This is a genomic window from Dialister sp. (assembly GCF_047832375.1).
GTDB lineage: Bacteria > Bacillota > Negativicutes > Veillonellales > Dialisteraceae > Dialister.
In genome coordinates, this window is sequence record NZ_CP181256.1 from 1992710 (window position 1) to 2015702 (window position 22993).

The following is a 22993-nucleotide window of genomic DNA, read 5'->3' on the forward strand; positions in this document are numbered from 1 at the left end:
ACACAATACAACAGCCAAAGGGCTGCAGAAATGGGTTCTCATTCCTGCAGCCCCTTATATTATATCAATATATATAGCTTAGCGTCAGCCTGCCTTTACTTACCTGCTTCCGCCTGTGCCTCTTTCAGCTGGTCGAAGAGATTCCGGTGATACCACTTTTCGGAAATCTTCTGCAGCGTACCATCCTTGGAGAGCTTCTCCAGGGCTGCTTCGATTTCATCGGCCAGCTCCTGCTCATTTTTGTTTACAATGACCACTGTTTCGTTAACCTTGATGGGCTTGTCCAGCGCCACGATATCAAAGTTCATGGCCTTCGCAATATCTTCCACCCCCAGGTTGTTCGGATACACAAGGGCATCGTACTGGCCATTCTTCAGTGACGTCAGCCGTTCTGCTGGCGTGAGGCCATCCTGGATGGGCACTTCCTTCATGATATTGTCATGGGCCTTGTTCCAGTCTGTCAATACCTTATAAATACCGCCATTCGGCGTGTTCGGCACCAGCTTGCCGCCGCCCCTGATTACGTCTTCCAGGCTGTGGTACTTCTGGGCATTTTCCTTGGACATGTACACCATGACAGAAGAAACGCCGATCGGTGTCTTAGGAACGATATAGTCCTGTTCCCTTCTGGGAGTCCGGTAGTAGCCGCCGGATGCCACCTTGGCGTCCCCCGATTCCATCATTACATCCTGGGTTTCCGGTGGAACTGCCTGGATATCCAGGTGGTAGTCCTTCAGGTTCTTATTTACTTCCTGCCAGATATCATATTCGTAGCCCTGAAGCTTGCCGTTTTCATCGGCCCAGGACAGGGGCCGTTCCGTACTGGACAGCACCAGTTTTACGCTGGTCTTGCCGTCAGCCGCGGCAGCGGTCTTGGAAGAAGCAGCTTTCTGGTCGCCGCCGCAGCCTGCAAAGAGTCCAGCTGCCAGAAGAGAAGCCAAAGCAATGGATGCAATTTTTAAAGATTTTTTCATAGGTATTCCTCCTTGTAAAAGATGCTGTAAAACAAAAAGGCCCCCGTCCTTTTCAGGACGGGAGACCCGCGATTCCACCTAAATTCGTATATCCGTCACCGGATATGCCTTTGAGAGTTCTAACAAACCCCTGCCCTGTATCGGGAGCTCCCGGGAAGGCCTACTTCTTTTCAGCCCGCCATGCTCGGAAATGCACTTCATCAGCCTATCCGTATCCGCTTCCACTCTCCGGATTCGCTAAGCCGTCATCCGCTGACTACTCTTTTCTTCATTGCATTTTTTCTATGTGAATAGAGTATCATGGATAGTTGGGGATGTCAATAGGAAACTGATAACATGGTGCCAATTGCGGTTTGTAGGGCTGTTAAAGCGACGCTGATGGGTAGAGTCAAACGCGTGAGGGCTTCTAGCTACTAGCTTCTAGCTGCTAGGAAAGCTCTACAGCCTACGGCACGAATAACTGACGGAAATAACGGGTGGGAAGCGCCGCAGGCTGGCCAGCTTTCCTGGCAGCTAGAAGCTAAAAGAAGCCAAAGCAATGGATGCAATTTTTAAAGATTTTTTCATAGGTATTCCTCCTTGTAAAAGATGCTGTAAAACAAAAAGGCCCCCGTCCTTTTCAGGACGGGAGACCCGCGATTCCACCTAAATTCGTATATCCGTCACCGGATATGCCTTTGAGAGTTCTAACAAACCCCTGCCCTGTATCGGGAGCTCCCGGGAAGGCCTACTTCTTTTCAGCCCGCCATGCTCGGAAATGCACTTCATCAGCCTATCCGTATCCGCTTCCACTCTCCGGATTCGCTAAGCCGTCATCCGCTGACTACTCTTTTCTTCATTGCATTTTTTCTATGTGAATAGAGTATCATGGATAGTTGGGGATGTCAATAGGAAACTGATAACATGGTGCCAATTGCGGTTTGTAGGGCTGTTAAAGCGACGCTGATGGGTAGAGTCAAACGCGTGAGGGCTTCTAGCTACTAGCTTCTAGCTGCTAGGAAAGCTCTACAGCCTACGGCACGAATAACTGACGGAAATAACGGGTGGGAAGCGCCGCAGGCTGGCCAGCTTTCCTGGCAGCTAGAAGCTAAAAGATAATATGAAATGACCTCCCCAGTTTGATGTATATGCCCAAATTTCGGTAAAATATAGTTGCAAGGCCAATTTTACGAGAACAGGATCATATTTTCTCAACCAAGGAGGTCATCATGTCTTATTCTAGCACATTTACGTCCCCGATCCCATTCGTTTATGTTGGTATCGACACCCATACCGAAAACTATACGATGGCTGCTGTCGTTAATCAAATGTCTCCTGCCGGTGAAATTATTACGTTAGATCTTATTCCCCCTCGTAAACTTGGCCCTGCAGTAAAGAATGTGCTCCGGTTCATTGGTGATTGCAAAAAAGCCGTTAACAGAGAGTGCCATGTTATCTGTGGTTATGAAGCCGGGTTATTCGGTTATGGCCTTTACCGTAAGCTTATGGCAGCCAATGTAGATTGTATGGTAATAGCTCCTTCTTCTTTGAAGAAAAGCAGCAGAGATAAAAAATTCAAAAATGATTATATTGATTCAAGAGCGCTTGCCAATGCCATGGCGAAAAGTGAGTGTATTTCCATTTATGTCCCCGATGAGGAAGACGAATCCATTTTCCGCTATATCAGGATGCGTGACGACCATCAGGATATGGTTAAAGTCACTAAACAGCGGATAACTGCTTTTGTGCACCAGATGGGATTCCATTATAACCAGGGAGCTACCTGGACCCAAAAACATGTGAATTGGATTATGAGTCTCCCGCTGAGCGAATTGAATAAGGAAACATTGAGTGAGTATATGACAACTCTGCTTACCCTCCAGCAGAAGCTGGAAGATCTGGATGTCAGGATTAAGTCATTTGCAATGCAGAAAAAGTATGCAGCTAATGTCAATAAACTGCGCTGTTTCCTTGGAATAGAATATGGCTTTGCACTTCGTTTAATTGTAACTATTGGCGATTTCAAGCGCTTTCCTACAGCAGGCCATTTTGCGTCCTTTTTGGGACTTACCCCAACTGAACACTCCAGTAATGAAGATGGCAACTATGGCAGCATTTCAAAAGCCGGAAATATTGTTTTGAGGAAGAAGCTGATTGAAGCAGTCTGGTCCGGCTTTTCACGGGGGCGGCCCGGATACAAGAGCAGGGCTTTGAGAAAACGGCAGGAAGGATGCTGTGCATCAGATATTCATTATGCGGACAAAGCAAACAGAAGACTTCGCGTAAGGTTCAGAGACAAGATTATGAAAGGGAAAAACAGTAATGTTGCTGCTACTGCCGTTGCCCGGGAATTCAGTGGCTTTATTTGGGGAATGATGACTGGACACACTGCTGACGTTATTCGTAAAAAAGCTTGACATCGCACGCATAGTTCTCTGAGTTAGACAGCAAGCATAAAAATACAGCCGAAGGGAGATGATTAAAAGGTGAATAGCGGTTTGGACAATATTAAGGGAGAGCTTTGAGTTAAGAGAGGCTGGGTTATCCTAGTGCTAGCTTTGCAGGACATGCATAGGCATGATTCCAAATAAAAGATTGAAGGAACCCGCGGCGAAATCATTGACCTGTTAATCCACGTATAAGAGACTGATCAAGCCCCGGAATAATCTGCAAAGCTCTTCCTCCATGTTGTTCAGGCAGCTATTGCCTGGAACCCGCATACCAATTTGAACTTGACATGGAGCCCCTGCTCATGTGATTTCCAAGCCAAGGGGCCGAAAAAATATGGCCATAGAGGAAGCAGGCTATCACATGAGCCGCTCCATGTAAAGTTCAAATTTTCCCAAACCGATTTAATTCCATTACATCTTGCAACTAGTCTTATTGGCAAGAATATTTGGCATGCTTGGGGTCTTGACAAAGGTCATTTCATAAGAGCTAGCAGCCCCGTGTAAGTGACTCTACACGCAAGCATACTAACCGCCAAACCCAACAGCTCACTGAAATATCACAATACCTTTTCCAGCCACTTTCCCATGATATCCGCAATCTGTTCATTATTCCTGTCCTCAAAGAGGAAATGGGTATTACCGTAAATTCCTATGTCCGGCAGGTGGAGCACCTCCGCCTGGCCACCATAGCGGTTGATGGTTTCTGCCATGAGCCGGGCTTCTTCCAGGCGCACCCGCCAGTTGTCCTGCCCTCCGTGGGGGCTGGGCTTTTCCGGAATGTTATCGCCGAAAATCATGAGAATCGGGATTTCAGTGAGTTTCAGGAATGCCTCTTTATCCACAGGATAAGGGGCCAGAGGGCCGAAGGGGCTGGATGAGGAAAGGGGCGCCGGCGCTTCTTCTTTTGGAAATACAAATCCCACTCCCGGCTCCAAAGCGATGATGGCTTTTACCTTTTTATTTTCCATGGCTGCCAGCCACCCCGGCAGGCCGCCCTGGGAATGGGTTACCAGTACCGACGGTCCTGCCCGGTCCACTGCCGCTGACAGGGCATGGGCAGAAAGCTTCGGGTCAAAGGCCCCGGTATTGGGAGTTCCCTTCTGCCAGAACTGCTCCTCCGCCTCTTTGCTGTGGGGGATCTGCACATGGTCAAAATACTTCGGATAATGGCCGAAACGGAATATATCAAACCACAATGCTTCGTCCGTTGCCGGTTTCACTTCCCCCGCCACGCCGGACGCACCGGCCCGGCCTCTCCTCGGCTGGTCTAGAAGGTACACCGGATACCCCTTCCGGAGGAAAATGGTCTGGAATCCCTCCCGCCCATCAGGGGTCGTCTCGAAGCAAGCGCCGCTCTGGCCGGCACCATGGAGGAAGACAAGACTCACCTTCTTCGCATTCACCGGTACCTGGTAAAAGACGTACCCATTGTCCACATGCTTCTCCTGCCCCGCGCCAGACAGGGCATGGGATTCATCGTAGGTTCCCGGTTCTCTGATGACCTCGCCGCCAACGGTGAAGCTCCCCTGTTCTTCGATGATAAGAGGTTTCTTTAATCTTCCCATAGTCCCATTTCCTTTCAAGCCAAAACAGGAACCACCAGTGTTCTGTCTCAATCATAGTAATGCAAATCTCCCATGTAACATTTTTGGAGTAGAGTCAATATTTGTCCTATACCCGTTATATTCACCGTAAAGATAAAAGTGCAAGGTGAATATCTCACCACCATGCAGGCCCTTGGAGAAGGGCCGCGCCAAAGGCGCAGGATGGATTAATGGGTCCAAAATCTACAGGTTTGACACATTCCGCCTCTACGAGGCGGATCCATCCCCTACCCTTTGGGCACCCCCTTCTCCAAGGGGGCACGTTTTTACGGATATAGGCAATACATGTCATTTGCACAAATGTGGTTGAGGCAAACCGCCAGGTTCCTGTTTACAATCATTCATCAGTTCATATAAAGCCCGCCATTCACATCCAGTGTGGTGCCGGTAATAAGCCGGGCATCGTCGGATGCCAGGAAAGCAGCGGCCCCTGCAATGTCCTCCGGTTCCGCCACTTTTCGTAAGGGAATAGAAGACAGGTTAATGTTCATTTTCTCTGTCATCTGGGTTTTTACAAACCCCGGCGCAATGGCATTCACATTGATACCGGATGGCCCCAGTTCCCGGGCCAGGGATTTCGTGGTCCCCTGAAGCGCTGCCTTGCTGGCCACATAGTCTGCCGCCGTCGCAATACCTCCCACTTCTCCGGCCAGGGAAGCGATGGTGATAATTTTCCCACCCCTTTCTTTCAGGAATGGAATCACTGCCCTGGTAGTATGGATAACACCGTAGAGGTTGACAGAAAGCATTTCTTCCCAATTCCGGTCCTCCAGTTCTTCAAAGCTCTTGGACAGGCGGCAGATGCCTGCATTATTGACGAGAATATCAATCTGTCCAAAATCTTCTTTCACCTGCTTCACGGCTTTCTTCACTTCTTCGTCCGAAGACACATCGACCCTGTATGCCCGGATTCTGCCCTTTTCCAGCTTATTTCCTTTCTCTATAACCTTCCGGTTATCTTCTTCTTTTCTTCCAAAAATGGCTACCTCTGCTCCCTCTTCCAGAAAGCGGAGGGCAATGGCTTCTCCAATACCCCTGTTGCCCCCGGTGATGAGGGCTATTTTCCCTTTCAGTCGTTTCATATACTTCATCTCCTCAGGCCAGATCCGCCAACGCCTTGGGAACTGGCGTCTCAAATGGAATAGGTGCCCTGGCCGGTGATTCGTCGGAACCATCCTTATCCAAAATACGGCGCAGGAACTGACGGGTTCTCGCTTCCTTCGGATGGGTAAAGATTTCCTCCGGACTTCCTTCTTCTACAATCACACCACCATCCATGAAAATCACCTTTGTCGCTGCTTCCCGGGCAAATTTCATTTCATGGGTCACCACCACCATGGTGACGCCATCCCTCGCCAGCTTTTTCATGACAGAAAGGACGCCGCCCACCAGCTCCGGATCCAGGGCTGACGTAGGTTCATCAAAGAAAATCACATCCGGTTTCACTGCCATGGCCCGGGCGATTCCCACCCGCTGCTGCTGGCCGCCGGAAAGCTGGGAAGGATAATAATCTGCCCGGTCTGCCAGGCCCACTTCTTCCAGTGCCCGGCGGGCAATGGCTTCCGCCTCTGCTTTCGGCATGCCCCTTCCCACGGTAAGACCGAGCATCACATTCTGGAGAGCCGTCTTATTGGCGAAGAGGTTGTAATTCTGGAATACGAAAGCCGTATGTTTGCGGACCCAGGCAATATCCTTCGACTTAGCGCTGTGAAGATCCAGCTTCCTGTCTCCCAGTATCATTTCCCCTCCGTCCGCTCTTTCCAGAAAAGTCAAACTCCGAAGGAACGTAGTTTTCCCGGAACCCGAGGGGCCCAGGATGACGATGACGTCTCCTTTATTGACATTCAGATTTACATCCTTCAGCACTTCCTGGCTGCCAAAGTGTTTCTTTACATGAGATATTTCCAGCATAATTACCCCTCCTCACCGGCAGTCCTGTAAAAGCCGACGTGTTTTTCAAAAATATGGTATGCCACCTGGACTACAGTGCATACGATAATGTAGAGAATGAAAACTTCCAGATATGCTTCGATATAGTTATACCCATAGGCCGCCTGAATTTTAGCAGCTGCCATGATATCCTTGATGCCCATAAAGAAGGCCAGTGATGTACCTTTGATGAGGTTCACCGTGAGGTTGCAGATATTCGGCAGTGCTGAAGTCAGAGCCTGGGGAATAATGACCTGCACATTGGTCTGGAATTTCGTGAGGCCAATGGTAAGTCCCGCTTCCATCTGTCCCTTGGATACACTCTGGATAGCAGAACGGAAAACTTCAGACAGGAGGGCAATCGTATTTAATGTGAATACGATAACCGCATACCACAGGGGATTGACTCCCTGGAATACATCAAACTGAATCCCCACTGATTTCACGAATGCATTGAGAAGGCTGGGAAGCAATGTGTACATGAGAAGAATCTGCAGTACCAGCGGTGTCCCCCGAATGAAAGAAACATAGAGGGTAATCATCTTTTCCAAAGGTCCTTTAGCATCGATTCGTTTTTCCGCCATAAGAAAGGCGGGCACCAGGGAAAGAAGAAGAACCACAGCCGTGAGGAAGATGGTCACCGGAAGCGCCTTCAGCAGAAATGGCAGGGCATGCTGCATGAATGAAAAATCAAGTTCCATAGGGTTCCCTCCTTACGCTCCGGCTTCCCGGTGGGACAGGCGGGCTTCCATCTGCAGGAAGGCCCGCTCGATTAAAATACTGAGTCCCCAGTAAATGAGGAGGCAGGAAATATAGAGTTCAACGCCGTAGGCTCCGTAATTCTGGGCCAGAATGAGATTCGTCTTTCCCAGGAGATCAATGAGTCCAATGGTATAGGCCAGAGCACTTTCTTTCATCAGATTGATTACGGAGTTTCCGAAATTCGGAAGGGCAATGACCGCCGCCTGGGGCAGGAGCACGTGGAAGAACGCCTGCGCCGGGGAAAGGCCGATGGTCACAGCCGCTTCGTACTGTCCTCTTTCCACTGTCTCATAGGCCGAGCGGAATACTTCAGAGACATAGGCTCCAAAGAGAAGGGTAAAGGTGATGATGACAAACACCGCCCGGGACAGGTCGTCCATGTCGATTCCGAACTCCTCCTCCGCCAGTTTGGGAAGACCGTAGAAAACGATGAAAAGAAGAACGATAGAAGGAGTGCAGCGGATAATGTAGGTATATCCATCGGCCAAGGCCCGGATAATACGGTTTCCGGACAACTTGGCCCAGGCCAGGAGCATTCCCAAAAGAGACCCGGTCAGAATACTTGTCACACCCACCACCAATGTCACTGCCAGATAGGGCAGGAGTGTCGGGATGGATGTCACAATCACCTCGGGGCTGAATGGCCTTGTATCCATAGTAAGCACCTCCTTCCAAAAATTGACTTACTGGTTATCGATCAGCTTGCTCACTTCTTCACCGAAATATTTATTTTCCAGCTCTGCAATCTTGCCTTCCTGCTTCAGCTCGCCGAGAGCCTTGTCCACATCTTCTGCCAGCTGTTTATCCTTCTTGTTGATCACCGGATATGTCGGAATGGCTTTATACCGGAAATAGCTGAGCTTGTCCTTGAACTGCTTATAGGGGGCATCATCGGCTTCCACATTCTTCTTGTAAGCCAGTTCGATGGCGAAATACCCGTCATACCGTCCTTCCAGCACCCAGGTATAGGCATCGGCGACCTGGAAGTTTTCCGAAGCCTCCAGGTTCACCGGATGGTCCGGATGGGCTGCGTTATAGTCCTCGATGACCTGGTACTGGGCATTCTGCGGGGCGATAGGCACCAGCTTCTTGCCAGCCTTGGCAAAATCATCGAGATTCTTGATGGTATCCGCATCTTCCTTTCGGATGGTAACACCGATAACACTGGCAGCGATATTATTCTTTGTGAAAAGATATTTCTTTTCGCGGGCCGGTGTCTTCCAGGCTCCTTTGGTACCAATGTCGTACTTACCCGATTCTACACCGATAAGGAGATCGTCATCGGAGGTGGGGACGAACTGAAATTCATACTGCGGCAGCTTCTTGGCCACTTCCTTCATTACTGCTACTTCCATGCCGTCAGACTTATTGTTATCATCTACGAAGTCGTAGGGGAAATAATGGGGCGTATGGGCTACCTTTACAATTTTCTTATCCCCATTTCCGGAAGCTCCTGCTTTAGCGGAGTTTCCCTTACTACCACCGCATCCTGCAGCGGTGATTGCAATTCCCAGGGTACCGACGATGAGTGCTGCCTTGATCAGACTTTTAATTTTCATAATGGTTCTCCTTTTATTTCACAAATTCTTCTGCTGCCCTTCTGATCCATTCCAGATGGCGGATATCCGTATCCCTTGGAATGGTGCAGTCCGCTCCGAGAACCACGCCGGTGGTACCGGTATCTGTCAGAATCCGTTCTGTTTCTTTTCTGATTTCTTCTTCATTGCCCCTGTAAATGAGGTCCTGCTCCGTCTGTCCAAAACCTCCGATCACCGCCTTGTCATGGAAGAGCTTCTTCCCTTCCTTCAGGGAAATGCCTTCCACATGGGCTGCCCAGTTCACTGCCAGGAACGGGTAGTCCCTGTACCAGTCCAGATGGTTTCGGAAACCATGGTACCCGCAGATATGAAGAATATTATTATCCTTTGCTGTATTGGCTGCTTCCAGGATTTTCAGTTCATAGGGGGCTACATATTTTGCGTAATCCCCTTCGCTCACCCTGTCATAGCTGATATTGTTCACGGAAAGATATATGCCATCCACCCCGCCTTCCTGGATGAGGGCTTTTGCAAGGATAGCGTAATCTTCAGAAATCACATCGAACACATGGGCCATTTCTTCCGGATTTTCTTTAATCCAGGCTGCCAAGTCCACCGGATGTCCGATGGTGTCCTGCATGAACTCAATGGTTCTTGGCACGGCGAAGAGATTGTAGAAAAGCTGTACATCCTTGCCGTATATGGATACCAGCTTTTTCGCGTAGCTGATCTGGAAGCGGAACCAGTCCGAATCCCGACCCAGAGAGGTAAGACCTGCCAGGTCCCTTGGCCCTGTAAGCGGTTTCTTTAATGATTCCACGGGATAGCTGAAGTAGCCATCTGTCATGATCTTGATGAGGTCCGGCTGGAAAGCATTATAGAAATCCGCCTGCCCGGCAAGAACCTTGTCTGTCAATTCCGGATGAGCGAAGGCATCAGACCCCGTTTCATCTTTCAGAAAATGGTGCCAGAATCCCAGAGGAACCCGGTCTGCTTTTTCATTATGAAAAACTGCATCAATCAAATCTCTTCTGTTTTGTGTCATAGAACTGTCTCCTTTATTTTTTATTTCATCTTCGTCTGCCCAGCTTTCGTCTACATCGTATATCCATGATTGTCTCCTTCTGTATATAAAAAAAGACCTCATCCAAAGGGAGGAGGTCTCGTGATTCCACCCAATTTCACCAAGCAGTCATCTGCTGTAGTCTCAAGAGGTACTTCATCGGAAAATTCTCCTGTACCCCTGCGCTGTAACGGGCGTCTCCCGGTATGGCTTACTTTAGATTCAGCTCATCGGCTCCAAAAGGCACTTCCCTTTCCTATCCGTATCCGCTTCCATCATCCGGACTCGCTTTTCCGTTTTCGAAAAGGTACTCTCTTTCTTCCCTGCCTGTGTAGATGAATTTGTAAAAATATGTCCCCCGGCCGGATGTCCGGCCGGGAACATGGGGATGCAGGCGTCTGTCCTGCTCCATATACGGGCTGCTCGAAGTCCTCCGGTTCCAGCGGCTCAGGGCTTTTGGAAGTCCCCTGCCTGCCTTGAAGGTGTCCCCATTGGATCCCCGTCAGCGAAATGACTTATTTCTTATAGAACTGGCGGTATGCCGGAGCCGAAATTCCGAGGAACAGGAGGCAGCCGGCCAGGCCCCATTTCAGTTCATTCAGTTCCTTTGCAATCAGCTTGCCCATGTTTCTCATCCTTTCTTCTGTAAATCAAAAAGCTCCCGTCCCATAAGGGACGAGAGCCATAGCTTCGTGTTTCCACCCAATTTCATATACCCGTCACCGGATATACCTTAAGAGGTTCTATCAAACCCTGGCCCTGTATCGGGAGCTCCCGGGAAGACCTACTGTTGTTTCAACCTTCCAAACTCAGAAATGCACTTCAGCTCCCTATCCGTGTCCGCTTGCACTCTCCGGACTCGCTTTGCCGTCTTCAGGACGCTTACTCTTTTCTTCATCGTTTTGTTGTAAGTAACTTTAGCACGGATATTTTCGTCTGTCAAGAGGGAAAAATAAAGATTTGAGATTTGAGATTTGAGATTTGAGGTCCAGCGGCTGACGCCGCAGACCCAGTAGAATCCCTCTGTCTGCTTGCGCAGACATCTCCCTTTGTAAAAGGGAGACTGTTAACAGCGGCTTTGCCACAGATGGAATCCTAAAGACTCTGAACATCAAATATGCAAATGTCTCTGCCGTAGGCTTCCTTCGCTGAAGGGAGCGCCCGGTGGGAAGGGTTAGTCGATGGGAATTGGTGAAAATGACCCGAAGGACCTGTCCACCTGGATACCAGATCCAGCTACCAGCCACTGATAGGCTTACTTGAAAATCCGGTGCAGCGCCGGAGAGGCGATGCCGAAGAACAGCAGGACGCCCGCCAGGCTCCATCTCAGTTCATCCAGTTTCCTGTGAACCTGTCTTTCCATGTTACTCTTCCTTTCGTGAAAAATCAGATATGCAAGGGCTATACCCCTATTCCGTTTCAGATTAATGTACCATCCGGCGGAACCGTTGTCAAGGAAAAAGTAACATCAGCCAATTGCGGTTTGACGAGCTGTTGGAGCGAACGGTTTGGCATGCTTGCGGATAGAGTCACTCGCATGGAGCTTCTAGCTTCTAGCGGCTAGCTGTTAGGAAGGCTGATCCGCCTGCGGCGCTTCCTACCTGTTTCCATCAGTCATTCGTGCCGTAGGCTGTTGATCTTTCCTAGAAGCCAGGAGCTAGCAGCTAGAAGCCCCCGCACGAATGACTCTATCCATCAGCGCCAACCCCAACAGCTCGACAAGCTGAAATATCGCAGTTAAACTACTGCCTCCATTCATGCGGAATGAGCATCCAGCGTGACTCCTTCCTTCACTTCCACCGTTTCCTTTCTGTGGACTTCCCGTTCTTTTTTTACAATTTTATAGAGACCCACCGTCATGAGCGGTACCAGGAGAAGCACAATGATGGCATAGGATAGGGCATTGTATCCCTGGGCAATGAGGGCGATGATGCCGAACTTTGCCAGCACCGCAGAGGCGGCCAGAATGATCACCGTGAATACAGCCTTCCTGGACCGGGGCAGGGACGCCCGTCCGCTGTCGGCAAGGCCCTTATCGATGCGGCCCAGCATAGCATGGATCATGCCTGTCGCCGTCTCAATGAGGGTCCATCCCATGACGAGGCCAAAGAAGAAGAGCAGCCAGGACGGCGCATTGTCGGTGGTCATCATCATGAGCCAGGGCACCGGTGCCGCCAGCACCGCTTCATTGGGATAGAAAGCCATAATAGAGAAATAGGTCATGAACCAGGGAATAATCATGAGGAGTCCTGCAATGAGGCCACTGATGACAGACTGTTTTGTATTCGTCTGGCTCCGGATAGTAAAGAAGGACGCCGGGAACACCACCAGGTTATACCCCACATAGAGGATGCCCGTCCACAGGGCTGTGAGCACCGTCACGTCCGGTGTAAAGGATGTATCTCCCGTGGTCATGACCTGGGAAATATTATCTCCCCCGTGGGTAATGACCAATGCTGAAAAGCCGATATACCCGATATAGAGGAGAATGGTCCCCACAGACTCGAAGCAGGCGATGAGCTTTTCCCCGTAGAAATTGAGAATTCCCACCACCACCGTAATCACCGATACGCCGACCCAGTAATTGAGCCCCGTCATCTGCTCCACAATAGCCCCTGTAGCCGAAGACATGACCGCAATGATGATGAGCATCAGCATGACATAGGCAATATCAAAGAGCCGGTAAAATGGCCCAATCAGCGATTTCAAAAGGGATTTGAAATCGTAGAGCTTGAAGAGCCGGATCATTTCAAAGGAAAGGATGGCCATCACCGAAAAACCGATAAACGAAGCCAGCCCCGACATCCAGCCCATGGAGCCGAACTTGGCCCCGTACTCCACAATTTCCCGACCCGTGGCGTACCCGCCGCCGATGAGCACGGACTGGAGAATAATGCCCGGCAGCAGGTACCGGGCCATGAAATTGCCCATAGCTTTTTTCTTTTCCATACTTCAATTCCCCCTTATCGGAAGGCCCCTCTGATTGGCCTCTTCCGAAACAATGCAGGAAGATTGTCCCCCCGCTTCAACTATCGCTGCATTCTCATTTCTTTTTTCTATGGCACTCCCTTTCTGCCAAACCTTTTGGAGAGACAAAAAATCCCTGTCCTTTACAGGACAGGGACGAAATCATCTCCGCAGTGCCACCCCGCGATTGCCCGCGGGCCCCATAACGCCGGTCAGCGCCCGGAAATACCGGGTACGGTTTCCCGTATCAAATTGTGCATTCATTCTATATCCATTTCCGGGGACTGTCTAGACAGGACTATGGCATATCCGGTTATAGCCGGAGGTTATAGCTCCAACGATTGCGGTTTGTCGAGCTGTTGGAGCGATGCTGATGGATAGAGTCATTCGTGCGGGGGCTTCTAGCTTCTAGCCGCTAGCTTCCAGGAAGGCTCTACAGCCCACGGCACGAATGACTGACGGAAATACTGGGTGAGAAGCGCCGCAGGCTGGCCAGCTTTCCTAGTAGCTAGAAGCTAAAAGCTAGCAGCCCCGTGCCAGTGACTCTATCCAACAGCATGCAAAACCGCTCACTCTAACAGCTCGATAAACTGAAATTGGCCGTTCTCCCTCATTTCACCTCCTCTTACTCTATTTCATCCATATATCCCGCATATACTCATTTTAACAGTCAAATACTCACAATAATCCGAATATATTCAGTATCCGCTCCCCACCTGACTGGTGGTCCTCATTTTTCCTTTGATTTCCTCCATTTTCCATATTGACATGAGGGATATCAGGTTTCTATAATAATGCCAAAAAAGATGGGGAGGTCTGATCCATGAAACAGCTCAAAATCGCATTGACCGACAGGGCGAAGGCCCTGGGCATCCTTTCGGAAAACTGGAAAACCATTTCTTTATCCGCCGCTGATTTGACCGATGTATCGGCGGTGGTGATCACATCCCAGGACGAGGTCCCCTCTTCCTACGACACCATCCATGCCTTCGGCATTCCCCTTTTCATACTGGACACCGGCATCGCCGCCGGACGGAATATGACCGCCATCGCCGCCACCGTGCTCACGGCAAAGGAAAAATGCGGCTGGAAGAAGAAAATCACCAGGGCCGCCATGGACTATGAAAAGAACCTGCTGCCTCCCTTTTTCGGTTCCCTCACCCGCTACACCGCCCGCCATAATGACGAATACGCCTCTCCCGGCCACCAGAGCGGCGCTTTTTTTCGGAAACATCCCTCCGGCCGCATTTTCTACGATTACTACGGCCCCAACGTATTCCGGGGAGACCTCTCCAGCTCCGATGTGGACCTCGGTGATTTCCTCATCCACGAAGGGCCCGCCCTGGACGCCCAGAAGCATGCGGCCCGGGTATTCCATGCGGACAAGACCTACTTCGTCCTGAACGGCACCTCCACGTCCAACAAAATCGTCATGAATGCCGTCCTTGCGCCGGGGGACATCGTGCTCTATGACCGGAACAACCACAAGTCCATCGACCTGGGCCTGGAACTTTCCGGCGCCATTCCGGTGTACCTGGAAACGGCACGGAACGGCTGCGGTTCCATCGGCGGCATCCCGAAGCACTGCTTCGACGAAGATTACATCCGCAGCCTCATTGCCGAAAAGTCGCCGGAAAAAGCAAAGGAAGAGCGGCCCATCCGTCTCGCGGTGATCGAACTGGGCACCTATGACGGCTGCCTGTACAACGCCCGGCAGGTGGTGGATGAAATCGGGTATCTCTGCGATTATATTTTCTTTGACTCCGCCTGGGTGGGATACGAACAGTTCATTCCCATGATGAAAGACGCCTCTCCCCTCCTTTTGGACCTGGGGCCCGAGGACCCGGGCATCTTTGTCACCCAGTCTGTCCACAAACAGCAGGCGGGGTTCTCCATGACCTCCCAGATTCACAAGAAAGACGCCCACATCCGGGGCCAGGACCGTTACGTGCCCCACAAGCGCATGAACAACGCCTACATGATGCACGCCTCCACCTCCCCCTTCTACCAGCTCTTCGCGGCGCTGGATATGAACGCCCGCATCCACGAAGGGGAAGGGGGCATCAAGCTCTGGCGGGACGCCCTCATCCTTGGTATAGAAACCAGAAAAGAAATCCTCTCCCGCTGCCACTACATCCGCCCCTTCCTGCCGGAGACCGTGGGAAATAAAAAATGGGAGGACGGCCCCACGGAGCAGATTGCGGCGGACCGGAAATACTGGACCTTCAAGCCCGGCGCCCCCTGGCACGGATTCAAGGGCTACGGGGAAAGTCAGTACTTCCTGGACCCCATGAAACTCATGCTCATTACCCCGGGTATGGATATTGCCACCGGCGCCTACGAGGACTTCGGCATTCCCGGCACCATTGTGGCCAATTTCCTCAGGGAAAACAAAATCATCCCGGAAAAGTGCGACCTGAACGACATTCTCTTCCTTCTCACCCCGGCGGAATCGAAGGAGAAGCTCCGCCGCCTCGTGGATGGCCTCGTCCGGTTTGAATCACTCCTTGACGAAGACACCCCCATGGAGAAGGTGCTCCCCGCCATCTACGACGCCTACGAAGCCCACTACGAAGGCACCTCCATCCGCCAGCTCTGCCGGGAAATGCACGATTTCTACAAAGAAAGAAATGTGTCTTCCCTCCAGGTGAAACTCTTCCAGGAAGACCACCTCCCGCCCTACGCCATGAGCCCCCGAGACGCGGTGGGTGAATACTTCAGGGGGAACGGGGAACTGATAGAGCTGAAAAACGCCGAAGGCCGGGTGGCCCTGGAAGGAGCCCTCCCCTATCCCCCGGGCATCCTCTGCATCCACCCCGGCGAACGGTGGACAAAAACCGCCATCGATTACTTCATGGACCTCATAGACAGCATCAACGCCTTCCCCGGCTTCGCCCCGGAAGTTCAGGGAGTCTACGTGGAAGACGGAGAAGACGGGAAGAAACATGCCTATGGGTATGTATTAAAGGAAAGTTAGAAGTTAGGAGTGAGGAGTGAGGAGTGAGGAGTGGTGGTGCGGCGCATAAATCATATAGCGCCGCCTTACGATACCTGATTGCAGCTTCGCCGCAGTTCTATCAGAATCCCTCTGTCACTGCGTGACATCCCCCTTTGAGAAAGGGGGACTGACCATTCGCGGCTGGCGCCGCATAAAATCAGCCTGCGGCGCTTCCATCAGCTAACCTCCGTCGCCTTCGGCGCCACCTCCTTCCCAAGGAAGGAGGCTAACGGCCAACGGCTTCACCGCAGGCGAATCCGCCCGCAGGGCCTGATCAGCTCAAGGCTCAAGGCTGAAGGCTCAAAGCCTCCATCCATTCGCATACCGTCCAGCCACAAGACCTCCGCGGCAAAGCCGCTGGACCTCAACTCTCAAATCTTTCTTTTTTCCCCTTCAGCCACCTGAAAAGACTGCAAAAATGGTTTCCCATTTTTGCAGTCTTTTCATTTAGACACATAGACGCTTCCCTTCAGGAGGAACCGCCAGGGGAAGTCTTTTCCGTATGTGGCATAGTCTATATTTTTCCGTTTCGTCACTTCCACAGGAAATGGTCCATCTTCCCGGCTTTCTACCCAGCAGGTATCGCCGGTAAGGTCCATGCCGTAGAAGGATTTGTCGATACCCATGGCCTGGGTGAGGCGGCCGGGGCCGGAGGTGAGGAGTTTCATCTTTTCCTGGTGCCTCCTCTTTTTCATGAGGTCTATCCCCTCCAACGGCTCCAGGGCCCGGATGAGGACGGATCCCGACTCTCCCTCGTGGCCGCAGACGAAGTTGAGGCAGGTGTACATGCCGTAGATAAGGTACACGTAAATGTGTCCCCCTTCTCCGAATATGACCTTTGTCCTGGGCGTGAGTCCTTTGAATACGTGGGCTCCGTCGTCCCGATGGCCTTCGTACATTTCACCGTAGGCTTCGCATTCCACGATGCGGCCGGCGGTCCGTCCTTCCGGGGCATCATGGACAAAGACGGCGCCGATGAGCTTCCTGGCCGTGGTCACGGCGTCACCGGTGAAGTCTTCCCGGCACCACTTCATTTCACATCCACCTGCATGCCCATGTCCAGGCCCTTCGGCGGATCCGTGATCACCCGGTCACCATCAGCCAGACCATCCATGATGAGCACGTAGCCTCCGGTTTCACTGGCTATGGATACGGTCTTCATGTCCACCAGGTTACTGTCATTCACCACGGCCACCGTGTCTTCGCCGATAATGGCGGACTTTGGAATCATGTAGCAGGAAACGTCCTGTCCGCTTTCGATGCGGATGCTGTATTCGTTGCCGATGGTAATATCATCGTTGGAATTGTCTACCTGCACCTTGTAGGTGGTAAGCTTGTCCCCGTTTTCATTGGGCTGCTGCTTCAGTTCCCCGTACCAGATGTTGCTGCCGTCGCTCATGGTGACGGTCAGGGTCTTGTCGTCCTTCGCCTTTTCCATGACACTGTCCAGCTTCGACGGGATTTCCACCGGCGCCGTTACCGGCGAATCCTGCCGAATCACAAGGGCCGGCTTTCCGGCCAGGGCCAGGTGGGTATCGCCGATGTAGACCTGGGAAACCACGCCACTGATGGGCGCCCGAACCGTGCAGTTGGCAATGGTCTTTTCCACGGTCTGGAGAGACGCCACCAGCTGGGACGGCGGCTGGGAAGCTTCTGCCGGTGCTGCCTGCTGCACCACCTGTCCGCCGCCTTTCCTGCCCTTGATCCGGTCGTATTCGGCCCGGGTAATGATGCCCTGCTTCAGGAGGGACGCTTCGAGGCTGTCATCCACGGCGGGAGCGCTGTAGGTGTAGGTAGGCGCAGACGCCTGGGAGGCCGCGGCGATCTGATTCCGGAGGGACGCCGCCTGGGACTCGTACTGGGACGAGTCGATCTGGAACAGCACATCCCCCGCTTCCACCACCGTCCCCACGTCGGGAGGATTGGAAATAAGATTTCCCGATACCTGGGGAATCACCGGCGCCGTATGGAGGGCCTCGGGCACCGCCTTCGTCTCCAGGGTGAACGGTTCTTTACTGGGTTCTGCATTCATTACATGTACCGTGGGCTTGTTCCCGCAGCCTGACAGCAGGAGAACCGCTGACAGGCACAGGGCCGCCGCACAGGACATCCATTTTTTCATATCGTTTTGCCTTCTTTATCTAATTTACGTTTGTATTCGTTTGGTATGCTGACGGACAGAGTCACGAGCCTTGAGCCTTTAGCATTGAGCTGCATAGCCGCTTCGCAGCGGATTTGTATGCTGATGGATAGAGTCACTGGCATGGGGCGGCTAGCTTCTAGCTCCTAGCTTCTAGGAAAACTGGTATGCCTGCGGCGCTTCCAACGGAATCCCTCACCCCCGTGGGGAGCATTCCGGCCGGGCCCTGAAAGGAAGGCGCTTTAATGTGCAGAAAAAGCGCCTTCCTCTTGTCGACTGGCCGAGATTGGGGGACCGCGCAAGCGGTGGCAAGGGAACTGGAGTCACAGCAGCGAACACAATTTGAAGGAGCGAAGCGACGCGCAAATTGTCGTGAGTCGCTGATAGCCGTGCTGTAGGGAGCCGCAGGCGACTGAGAATCCAGTGACACGCTTCCCCTCGGGTGGAGGGGTGCTGTTGGAAGCGCCGCATGCTGGCCAGCTTTCCTGGAAGCTAGCCGCTAGAAGCTAAAAGCCCCCACCCGATCAACACGGCACCCAGCCATCCGTCACCCGGCCCACAGGGCCTGGTCAGCTCAAGGCTCAAGGCTCACTGCTAAAGGCTCGTGCCTCCAACCGTAAGCACACCAATCTGCCGCTCTTACTCGCCCTTCAAATCCGCCGCGATAACTTCAGCCAGCGCATCCAGGCTGCCGTCGTCGGCGGGGGCGGAGGAAATGTGGAGGGGTTCTCCCAGGATCCTGCACTTCTTCCAGGTGGATGCCTTTTCCTTCATCACCTTACCTGCCACGTTGGGGGCCCAGCTGCTGTTGCCCATGATGGCGACAGCCCGGTTCTGCACGTCCATTTCCTTACAGAGGTCCATGAAGGCATTCATCACGGGGTTCAGGCCCATATTCATAGTCACCGCCGCCAACACCATATGGCTCCGGCGCAGGACTTCCGGGAACGCCTCCGTAATGGAACGGCTGCAGAGGTCCACCAGTTTCATATGCTTCACGCCGAGGGATGCCAGCTTTCCCGCCAGCACCTGGGCCGCCAGGGCCGTATTGCCATAGGGGGAAGCGAAGAAGAGGGTCACCGACTTTTCCTCCGGTTCCCAGGACGCCCATTTCTTGTAGAGCGCCACCATCTTTGCGATATCCTCGGGCCGACGGAACACCGGGCCGTGGAGGGAGCATACATATTTTACGTCCAGGGCCGCCACCTTCTTCAGGGCCATCAGCACCTGCATGCCGTACCGGGCCACGATATTGGCATAGTACTTCCGGCAGTCCGGAAGGTACATTTCATCGTAGTGGCAGTCATCGGCGAAAATGGAACCGTGAAGGGTACCGAAGGTACCGAAGGCATCGGCGCTGAAGAGGACCTTTTCCGTTTCTTCATAGGTAAAGGTCACCTCCGGCCAGTGCACCATGGGGGCCTTCAGGAAACGGAGCTTGTGGGCACCCAGGGAAATTTCCAGCTTCTCGTCGGACGTGATGAACCGGTCCGAGAGGGACACGTGGAAATACTGGCCCGCCATCTTCTGGGCCTGGGGGGTGGCGATGATCTTCGCCATGGGGTACGCCTCGGCGAGAGCAAGAAGGGACCCGCTGTGGTCCGGCTCCATGTGGTTGATGACGATGTAGTCCAGGGGCCGCCCATGGAGCAGGTGGCCCACATTTTCCATGAAAAGATCCCGGATCACGGAATCCACGGAATCAATGACCGCCGTCTTCTCGTCGTCAATGAAATAGCTGTTGTAAGAGACCCCCTGGGAAATGGGGATCAGGTCTTCGAACCGGGAGGAAATGAAATCATTTCCCCCTACCCAGTAAATGTTTTCCGTTACTTTCTGTTCATTATGCATAATCATTAAATCCCTTCATTAAACACAGGATTTCTCCGATACTGTCGCTTTTTAAGTATACCACGAACGGGGAGGAAAGGGATAGCCGCAAGGCGGTTTGTTTTCACTTGCATGATTTGTGGTCACAGACAACAGCCTTGAGCTGGCGAGGCCCTCCGGGCCCGGTGACGGATGGATGAGTGCCGTGTGAACAGGTAGGGGCTTCTAGCTGCTAGCAGCTGGCTTTTAGGAAAACTGGTCAGCCTGCGGCGCTTCCAACACTTTCCATCAGCTAACCCCACCCCGTTGGGGTGGCAAGGGAACGGGAGTCACAGCAGCGAACACAATTTGGAGGAGCGAAGCGACGCTCAAATTGTTGTGAGTCGCTGATAGCCGTGCTGTAGGGAGCCGCAGGCAACCGAGAATCCAGTAACACGCTTCCCCTGGGGTGGAGGAGTGCCATCGGAAGCGCCACAGGCTGTTGAGCTTTCCTGATAGCTAGCCGCTAGCAGCTAGAAGCCCCCGCTCGTATGCACGCCCACTCATCCATCCGTCACCGGGCCCGCAGGGCCTGACCGCCTGGCCACTAGATCTAGCCACTAGCCACCAATTCGCCGCAGCCGAATCTGCCCGCAGGGCCTGGCCAGCTCAATGCTCAAGGCTGAAGGCTCAAAGCCCCCACACGTTCGCACGTCCCTCAGCCACCAACTCCCGCGGCGGAGCCGCTGAACCTCAACTCTCTTCACTCAACTCTCAAATCTCAGCCGCGAAGCGGCTTTCCCCCTTTATCTTTCCTTTAACAATCCTTCAATTATTGTTTACTGCATAGTACCTTGTACTGCAAGATACTAAGTGATATAGTACAGACAGGATGAAAAACAAAATCATCTTCTACAAGGGAAGCACTTCCCGGATTCACAAAAAGGAGTGATTTCTATGACAAAGAATGAATTTATGAGACAGCTTCGTACCTACCTGATTTATGAACAGGCCTCCGTGAGAAACGAGATCCTGGAGGACTATGAAGAATACTTCGCCATGGCAAAAGCCGCCGGAAGGAGCGAAGAAGAGACCGCCGCCTCCCTGGGCCGGCCTTCCGAAATTGCCGCCCTCATTTACGGGGTGGACGAAAAGAAACTGAAAAGGGAATCCTACGCCCATGACCTTGTGGGCAGCGCCGGAAACGCCCTTATTTCCATGAAGGAATCCGCAAGGAAGCACCTCCCCTCCTTCTTTTCCAAAGGAGCCAGTGTCCTGTCCTTCCTCTTCACCGGAGCCGGCACCCTGGCGGCAGCGCTGACAGTGATCGCTCTGGCCATTGCCCTGTACCTCTCCACCGGGGGACTGGTGATTCTCCCCACAGTCCCCGCCCTGCCGGCCATGAGCCCCCTGAGCCTGTCGGCCCTCGCGGTGTCCGGCCTTTCCTTTGCCGCCTTTTTCTACTACGCCGGCCGGGAACTTTCCCAGGCTGCCACTGAAGTATCTCATACCCTGAAGGAGGAATAACCATGAAAAAAGTATTCGTCACCCTCATCCTCGGCGCCGCCAGCGCCGCCCTCTTCGCCGCATCCTTCCTCACCACCGATGCCGCCAGCTACATGGACTGGGCCAAAGAATCCGCCCCCGCCATCCACCAGGAAATGAAAGCCATGAAGTCCACCCTCCCCTTCCACGAGGAAAAGGAGAAGAGCCATCACAAGGTAAAACGGGACTCTCACAAGGACAGGCAGGTGGAAGACACCGATTTTCACAGTGACCGACAGAGAGAACAGCCTTGAGCGGATCAGCCGCTCCGGTCTGATGTCCTGTGACCGAGCGACGTGTGAACGGATGGGGCTTCTAGCTGCTAGCTGCTAGCGGCTAGAAGCCCCCACATGATCGCACGCAAGCTTACCCATCCGACCCCCAGCCCAAAGGGCCGACCCCATCTATCATCTATCATCTATCATCTATCATCTATCTTCTATCTTCTATCGTCTAACAGCTGCACCGTCTGCCCCCCGCGGCGAAGCCGCCGGACCTCAACTCTCAAATCTCAAATCTCAACTCTTAGCCGCGCAAGCGGCTTGTTCCCCCCCAAGGAGGCTTACCCATGGACACCCTTATGAACATGCAGGCCCTGATACTCCTCTTTCTCCAGGACACCATCCGATCGCCCCTGCTTACAAGAATTCTTGAATTTACCACGGACCTGGGAAATATGGGCTTTATCTGGGTAGTGCCGGCACTGCTCCTGCTCTTCAAAAAGAAGACAAGACCCCTGGCGGTTGCCGTACTGACAGCCCTGGTGCTGAGCCTTATCATCACGAACGGCCTCCTGAAGAACCTCATCAAAGAAGCCCGGCCCTTCGTGACGTACCCGGAAATCATTCCCTTAGTCACCCACGTGTCCGCCTCCTCCTACGCCTTCCCCTCAGGCCACGCCTCCGCCTCCTTCGCCGCGGCGCCCCTCTTTTACCATTACATGCCAAAGAAATTCGGAATTCCCGCCCTCATCCTGGCCTTCCTCGTTTCCTTCTCCCGCCTCTATCTGGGTGTCCACTACCCCCTGGACGTTCTGGCGGGACTCGTCATAGGGCTGGGATGTGCATGGCTGGCAGTGAAGATGGTGAGCAGAGTGCTGCAGGAGATCTAGATCCAGGTCCAGGTGATCAGCGGCTCCGCCGCGGCGGTTGTATGGCTGAACGCCGTGCGAACAGATGGGGGCCTCTAGCTACTAGCGGCTAGCTCTTATGAAATGACCTTTGTCAAGACCCCAA

17 protein-coding genes are annotated in these 22993 nt (G+C 52.7%); 5 read left to right on the forward strand and 12 right to left on the reverse strand.

The window, feature by feature from the left end; all coding sequences use genetic code 11:
• Window positions 1–95 precede the first annotated feature (95 nt).
• Window positions 96–974, reverse strand: coding sequence for a transporter substrate-binding domain-containing protein (locus tag ACFWUL_RS07990; RefSeq protein ID WP_416176912.1), 879 nt, complete (start codon window positions 972–974; stop codon window positions 96–98).
• Between the two features lie 1208 nt (window positions 975–2182).
• Here ACFWUL_RS07990 and ACFWUL_RS07995 point away from each other — a divergent pair.
• Window positions 2183–3370 carry an IS110 family transposase gene (locus ACFWUL_RS07995; RefSeq protein WP_416176858.1) on the forward strand — a complete coding sequence of 396 codons (1188 nt, stop codon included), beginning with the start codon at window positions 2183–2185 and terminating at the stop codon, window positions 3368–3370.
• 590 nt (window positions 3371–3960) lie between these two features.
• Here ACFWUL_RS07995 and ACFWUL_RS08000 read toward each other — a convergent pair.
• The 8 genes from ACFWUL_RS08000 to ACFWUL_RS08035 form a co-directional block, all read right to left on the reverse strand.
• Complete coding sequence (locus ACFWUL_RS08000) at window positions 3961–4968, reverse strand: alpha/beta hydrolase (RefSeq protein WP_416176913.1); 1008 nt, start codon at window positions 4966–4968, stop codon at window positions 3961–3963.
• A gap of 383 nt (window positions 4969–5351) precedes the next feature.
• Window positions 5352–6089: an SDR family NAD(P)-dependent oxidoreductase gene (locus ACFWUL_RS08005; protein ID WP_416176914.1), complete on the reverse strand. Its 738-nt coding sequence runs from the start codon at window positions 6087–6089 to the stop codon at window positions 5352–5354.
• A 13-nt stretch (window positions 6090–6102) separates the two neighbouring features.
• Complete coding sequence (locus tag ACFWUL_RS08010; protein WP_416176915.1) at window positions 6103–6918, reverse strand: amino acid ABC transporter ATP-binding protein; 816 nt, start codon at window positions 6916–6918, stop codon at window positions 6103–6105.
• A gap of 2 nt (window positions 6919–6920) precedes the next feature.
• Window positions 6921–7637 carry an amino acid ABC transporter permease gene (locus ACFWUL_RS08015; RefSeq protein WP_416176916.1) on the reverse strand — a complete coding sequence of 239 codons (717 nt, stop codon included), beginning with the start codon at window positions 7635–7637 and terminating at the stop codon, window positions 6921–6923.
• A 12-nt stretch (window positions 7638–7649) separates the two neighbouring features.
• A complete protein-coding gene (locus ACFWUL_RS08020; RefSeq protein ID WP_416176917.1) occupies window positions 7650–8354 on the reverse strand; it encodes an amino acid ABC transporter permease in 705 nt (234 codons plus the stop codon).
• 27 nt (window positions 8355–8381) lie between these two features.
• Window positions 8382–9257, reverse strand: coding sequence for a transporter substrate-binding domain-containing protein (locus tag ACFWUL_RS08025; protein WP_416176918.1), 876 nt, complete (start codon window positions 9255–9257; stop codon window positions 8382–8384).
• A gap of 13 nt (window positions 9258–9270) precedes the next feature.
• Window positions 9271–10281, reverse strand: coding sequence for a uroporphyrinogen decarboxylase family protein (locus ACFWUL_RS08030; RefSeq protein ID WP_416176919.1), 1011 nt, complete (start codon window positions 10279–10281; stop codon window positions 9271–9273).
• A 1773-nt stretch (window positions 10282–12054) separates the two neighbouring features.
• Window positions 12055–13248, reverse strand: a complete 1194-nt coding sequence (locus ACFWUL_RS08035; RefSeq protein ID WP_416176920.1) for a hypothetical protein — start codon at window positions 13246–13248, stop codon at window positions 12055–12057.
• A gap of 841 nt (window positions 13249–14089) precedes the next feature.
• Here ACFWUL_RS08035 and speC point away from each other — a divergent pair.
• Complete coding sequence (speC, locus tag ACFWUL_RS08040; protein WP_416176921.1) at window positions 14090–16243, forward strand: ornithine decarboxylase; 2154 nt, start codon at window positions 14090–14092, stop codon at window positions 16241–16243.
• Between the two features lie 464 nt (window positions 16244–16707).
• Here speC and ACFWUL_RS08045 read toward each other — a convergent pair whose 3' ends face one another.
• From ACFWUL_RS08045 to ACFWUL_RS08055, 3 genes are all read right to left on the reverse strand, one after another.
• On the reverse strand, window positions 16708–17298 hold the full coding sequence (locus ACFWUL_RS08045) for a DNA-3-methyladenine glycosylase (RefSeq protein WP_416176922.1): 591 nt from the start codon (window positions 17296–17298) through the stop codon (window positions 16708–16710).
• Window positions 17295–18386 (reverse strand): efflux RND transporter periplasmic adaptor subunit, encoded by a 1092-nt coding sequence (locus ACFWUL_RS08050; RefSeq protein WP_297019834.1) that lies wholly within the window; start codon window positions 18384–18386, stop codon window positions 17295–17297. The genes ACFWUL_RS08045 and ACFWUL_RS08050 overlap by 4 nt, the downstream gene beginning before the upstream one ends.
• A 657-nt stretch (window positions 18387–19043) precedes the next feature.
• A complete protein-coding gene (locus tag ACFWUL_RS08055) occupies window positions 19044–20255 on the reverse strand; it encodes an FprA family A-type flavoprotein (protein WP_416176923.1) in 1212 nt (403 codons plus the stop codon).
• 915 nt (window positions 20256–21170) lie between these two features.
• On the opposite strand from ACFWUL_RS08055, the gene ACFWUL_RS08060 reads away from it, so the two are divergent.
• From ACFWUL_RS08060 to ACFWUL_RS08070, 3 genes are all read left to right on the forward strand, one after another.
• On the forward strand, window positions 21171–21740 hold the full coding sequence (locus ACFWUL_RS08060) for a DUF1700 domain-containing protein (RefSeq protein ID WP_416176924.1): 570 nt from the start codon (window positions 21171–21173) through the stop codon (window positions 21738–21740).
• A gap of 2 nt (window positions 21741–21742) precedes the next feature.
• Window positions 21743–22012: a hypothetical protein gene (locus ACFWUL_RS08065; protein WP_416176925.1), complete on the forward strand. Its 270-nt coding sequence runs from the start codon at window positions 21743–21745 to the stop codon at window positions 22010–22012.
• A gap of 314 nt (window positions 22013–22326) precedes the next feature.
• Window positions 22327–22869, forward strand: a complete 543-nt coding sequence (locus ACFWUL_RS08070) for a phosphatase PAP2 family protein (RefSeq protein WP_416176926.1) — start codon at window positions 22327–22329, stop codon at window positions 22867–22869.
• Window positions 22870–22993 lie beyond the last annotated feature (124 nt).

Bases quoted from the DNA above. Each gene is read 5' to 3' on its own strand.
- ACFWUL_RS08025 (WP_416176918.1), bottom strand. From the start codon at position 9,257: ATGAAAATTAAAAGTCTGATCAAGGCAGCACTCATCGTCGGTACCCTG.
- ACFWUL_RS08015 (WP_416176916.1), bottom strand. From the start codon at position 7,637: ATGGAACTTGATTTTTCATTCATGCAGCATGCCCTGCCATTTCTGCTG.
- ACFWUL_RS08010 (WP_416176915.1), bottom strand. From the start codon at position 6,918: ATGCTGGAAATATCTCATGTAAAGAAACACTTTGGCAGCCAGGAAGTG.
- ACFWUL_RS07995 (WP_416176858.1), top strand. From the start codon at position 2,183: ATGTCTTATTCTAGCACATTTACGTCCCCGATCCCATTCGTTTATGTT.
- ACFWUL_RS08035 (WP_416176920.1), bottom strand. From the start codon at position 13,248: ATGGAAAAGAAAAAAGCTATGGGCAATTTCATGGCCCGGTACCTGCTG.
- ACFWUL_RS07990 (WP_416176912.1), bottom strand. From the start codon at position 974: ATGAAAAAATCTTTAAAAATTGCATCCATTGCTTTGGCTTCTCTTCTG.
- ACFWUL_RS08055 (WP_416176923.1), bottom strand. From the start codon at position 20,255: ATGCATAATGAACAGAAAGTAACGGAAAACATTTACTGGGTAGGGGGA.
- ACFWUL_RS08005 (WP_416176914.1), bottom strand. From the start codon at position 6,089: ATGAAACGACTGAAAGGGAAAATAGCCCTCATCACCGGGGGCAACAGG.
- ACFWUL_RS08030 (WP_416176919.1), bottom strand. From the start codon at position 10,281: ATGACACAAAACAGAAGAGATTTGATTGATGCAGTTTTTCATAATGAA.
- ACFWUL_RS08065 (WP_416176925.1), top strand. From the start codon at position 21,743: ATGAAAAAAGTATTCGTCACCCTCATCCTCGGCGCCGCCAGCGCCGCC.
- ACFWUL_RS08050 (WP_297019834.1), bottom strand. From the start codon at position 18,386: ATGAAAAAATGGATGTCCTGTGCGGCGGCCCTGTGCCTGTCAGCGGTT.
- ACFWUL_RS08020 (WP_416176917.1), bottom strand. From the start codon at position 8,354: ATGGATACAAGGCCATTCAGCCCCGAGGTGATTGTGACATCCATCCCG.
- speC (WP_416176921.1), top strand. From the start codon at position 14,090: ATGAAACAGCTCAAAATCGCATTGACCGACAGGGCGAAGGCCCTGGGC.
- ACFWUL_RS08000 (WP_416176913.1), bottom strand. From the start codon at position 4,968: ATGGGAAGATTAAAGAAACCTCTTATCATCGAAGAACAGGGGAGCTTC.
- ACFWUL_RS08045 (WP_416176922.1), bottom strand. From the start codon at position 17,298: ATGAAGTGGTGCCGGGAAGACTTCACCGGTGACGCCGTGACCACGGCC.
- ACFWUL_RS08070 (WP_416176926.1), top strand. From the start codon at position 22,327: ATGGACACCCTTATGAACATGCAGGCCCTGATACTCCTCTTTCTCCAG.
- ACFWUL_RS08060 (WP_416176924.1), top strand. From the start codon at position 21,171: ATGACAAAGAATGAATTTATGAGACAGCTTCGTACCTACCTGATTTAT.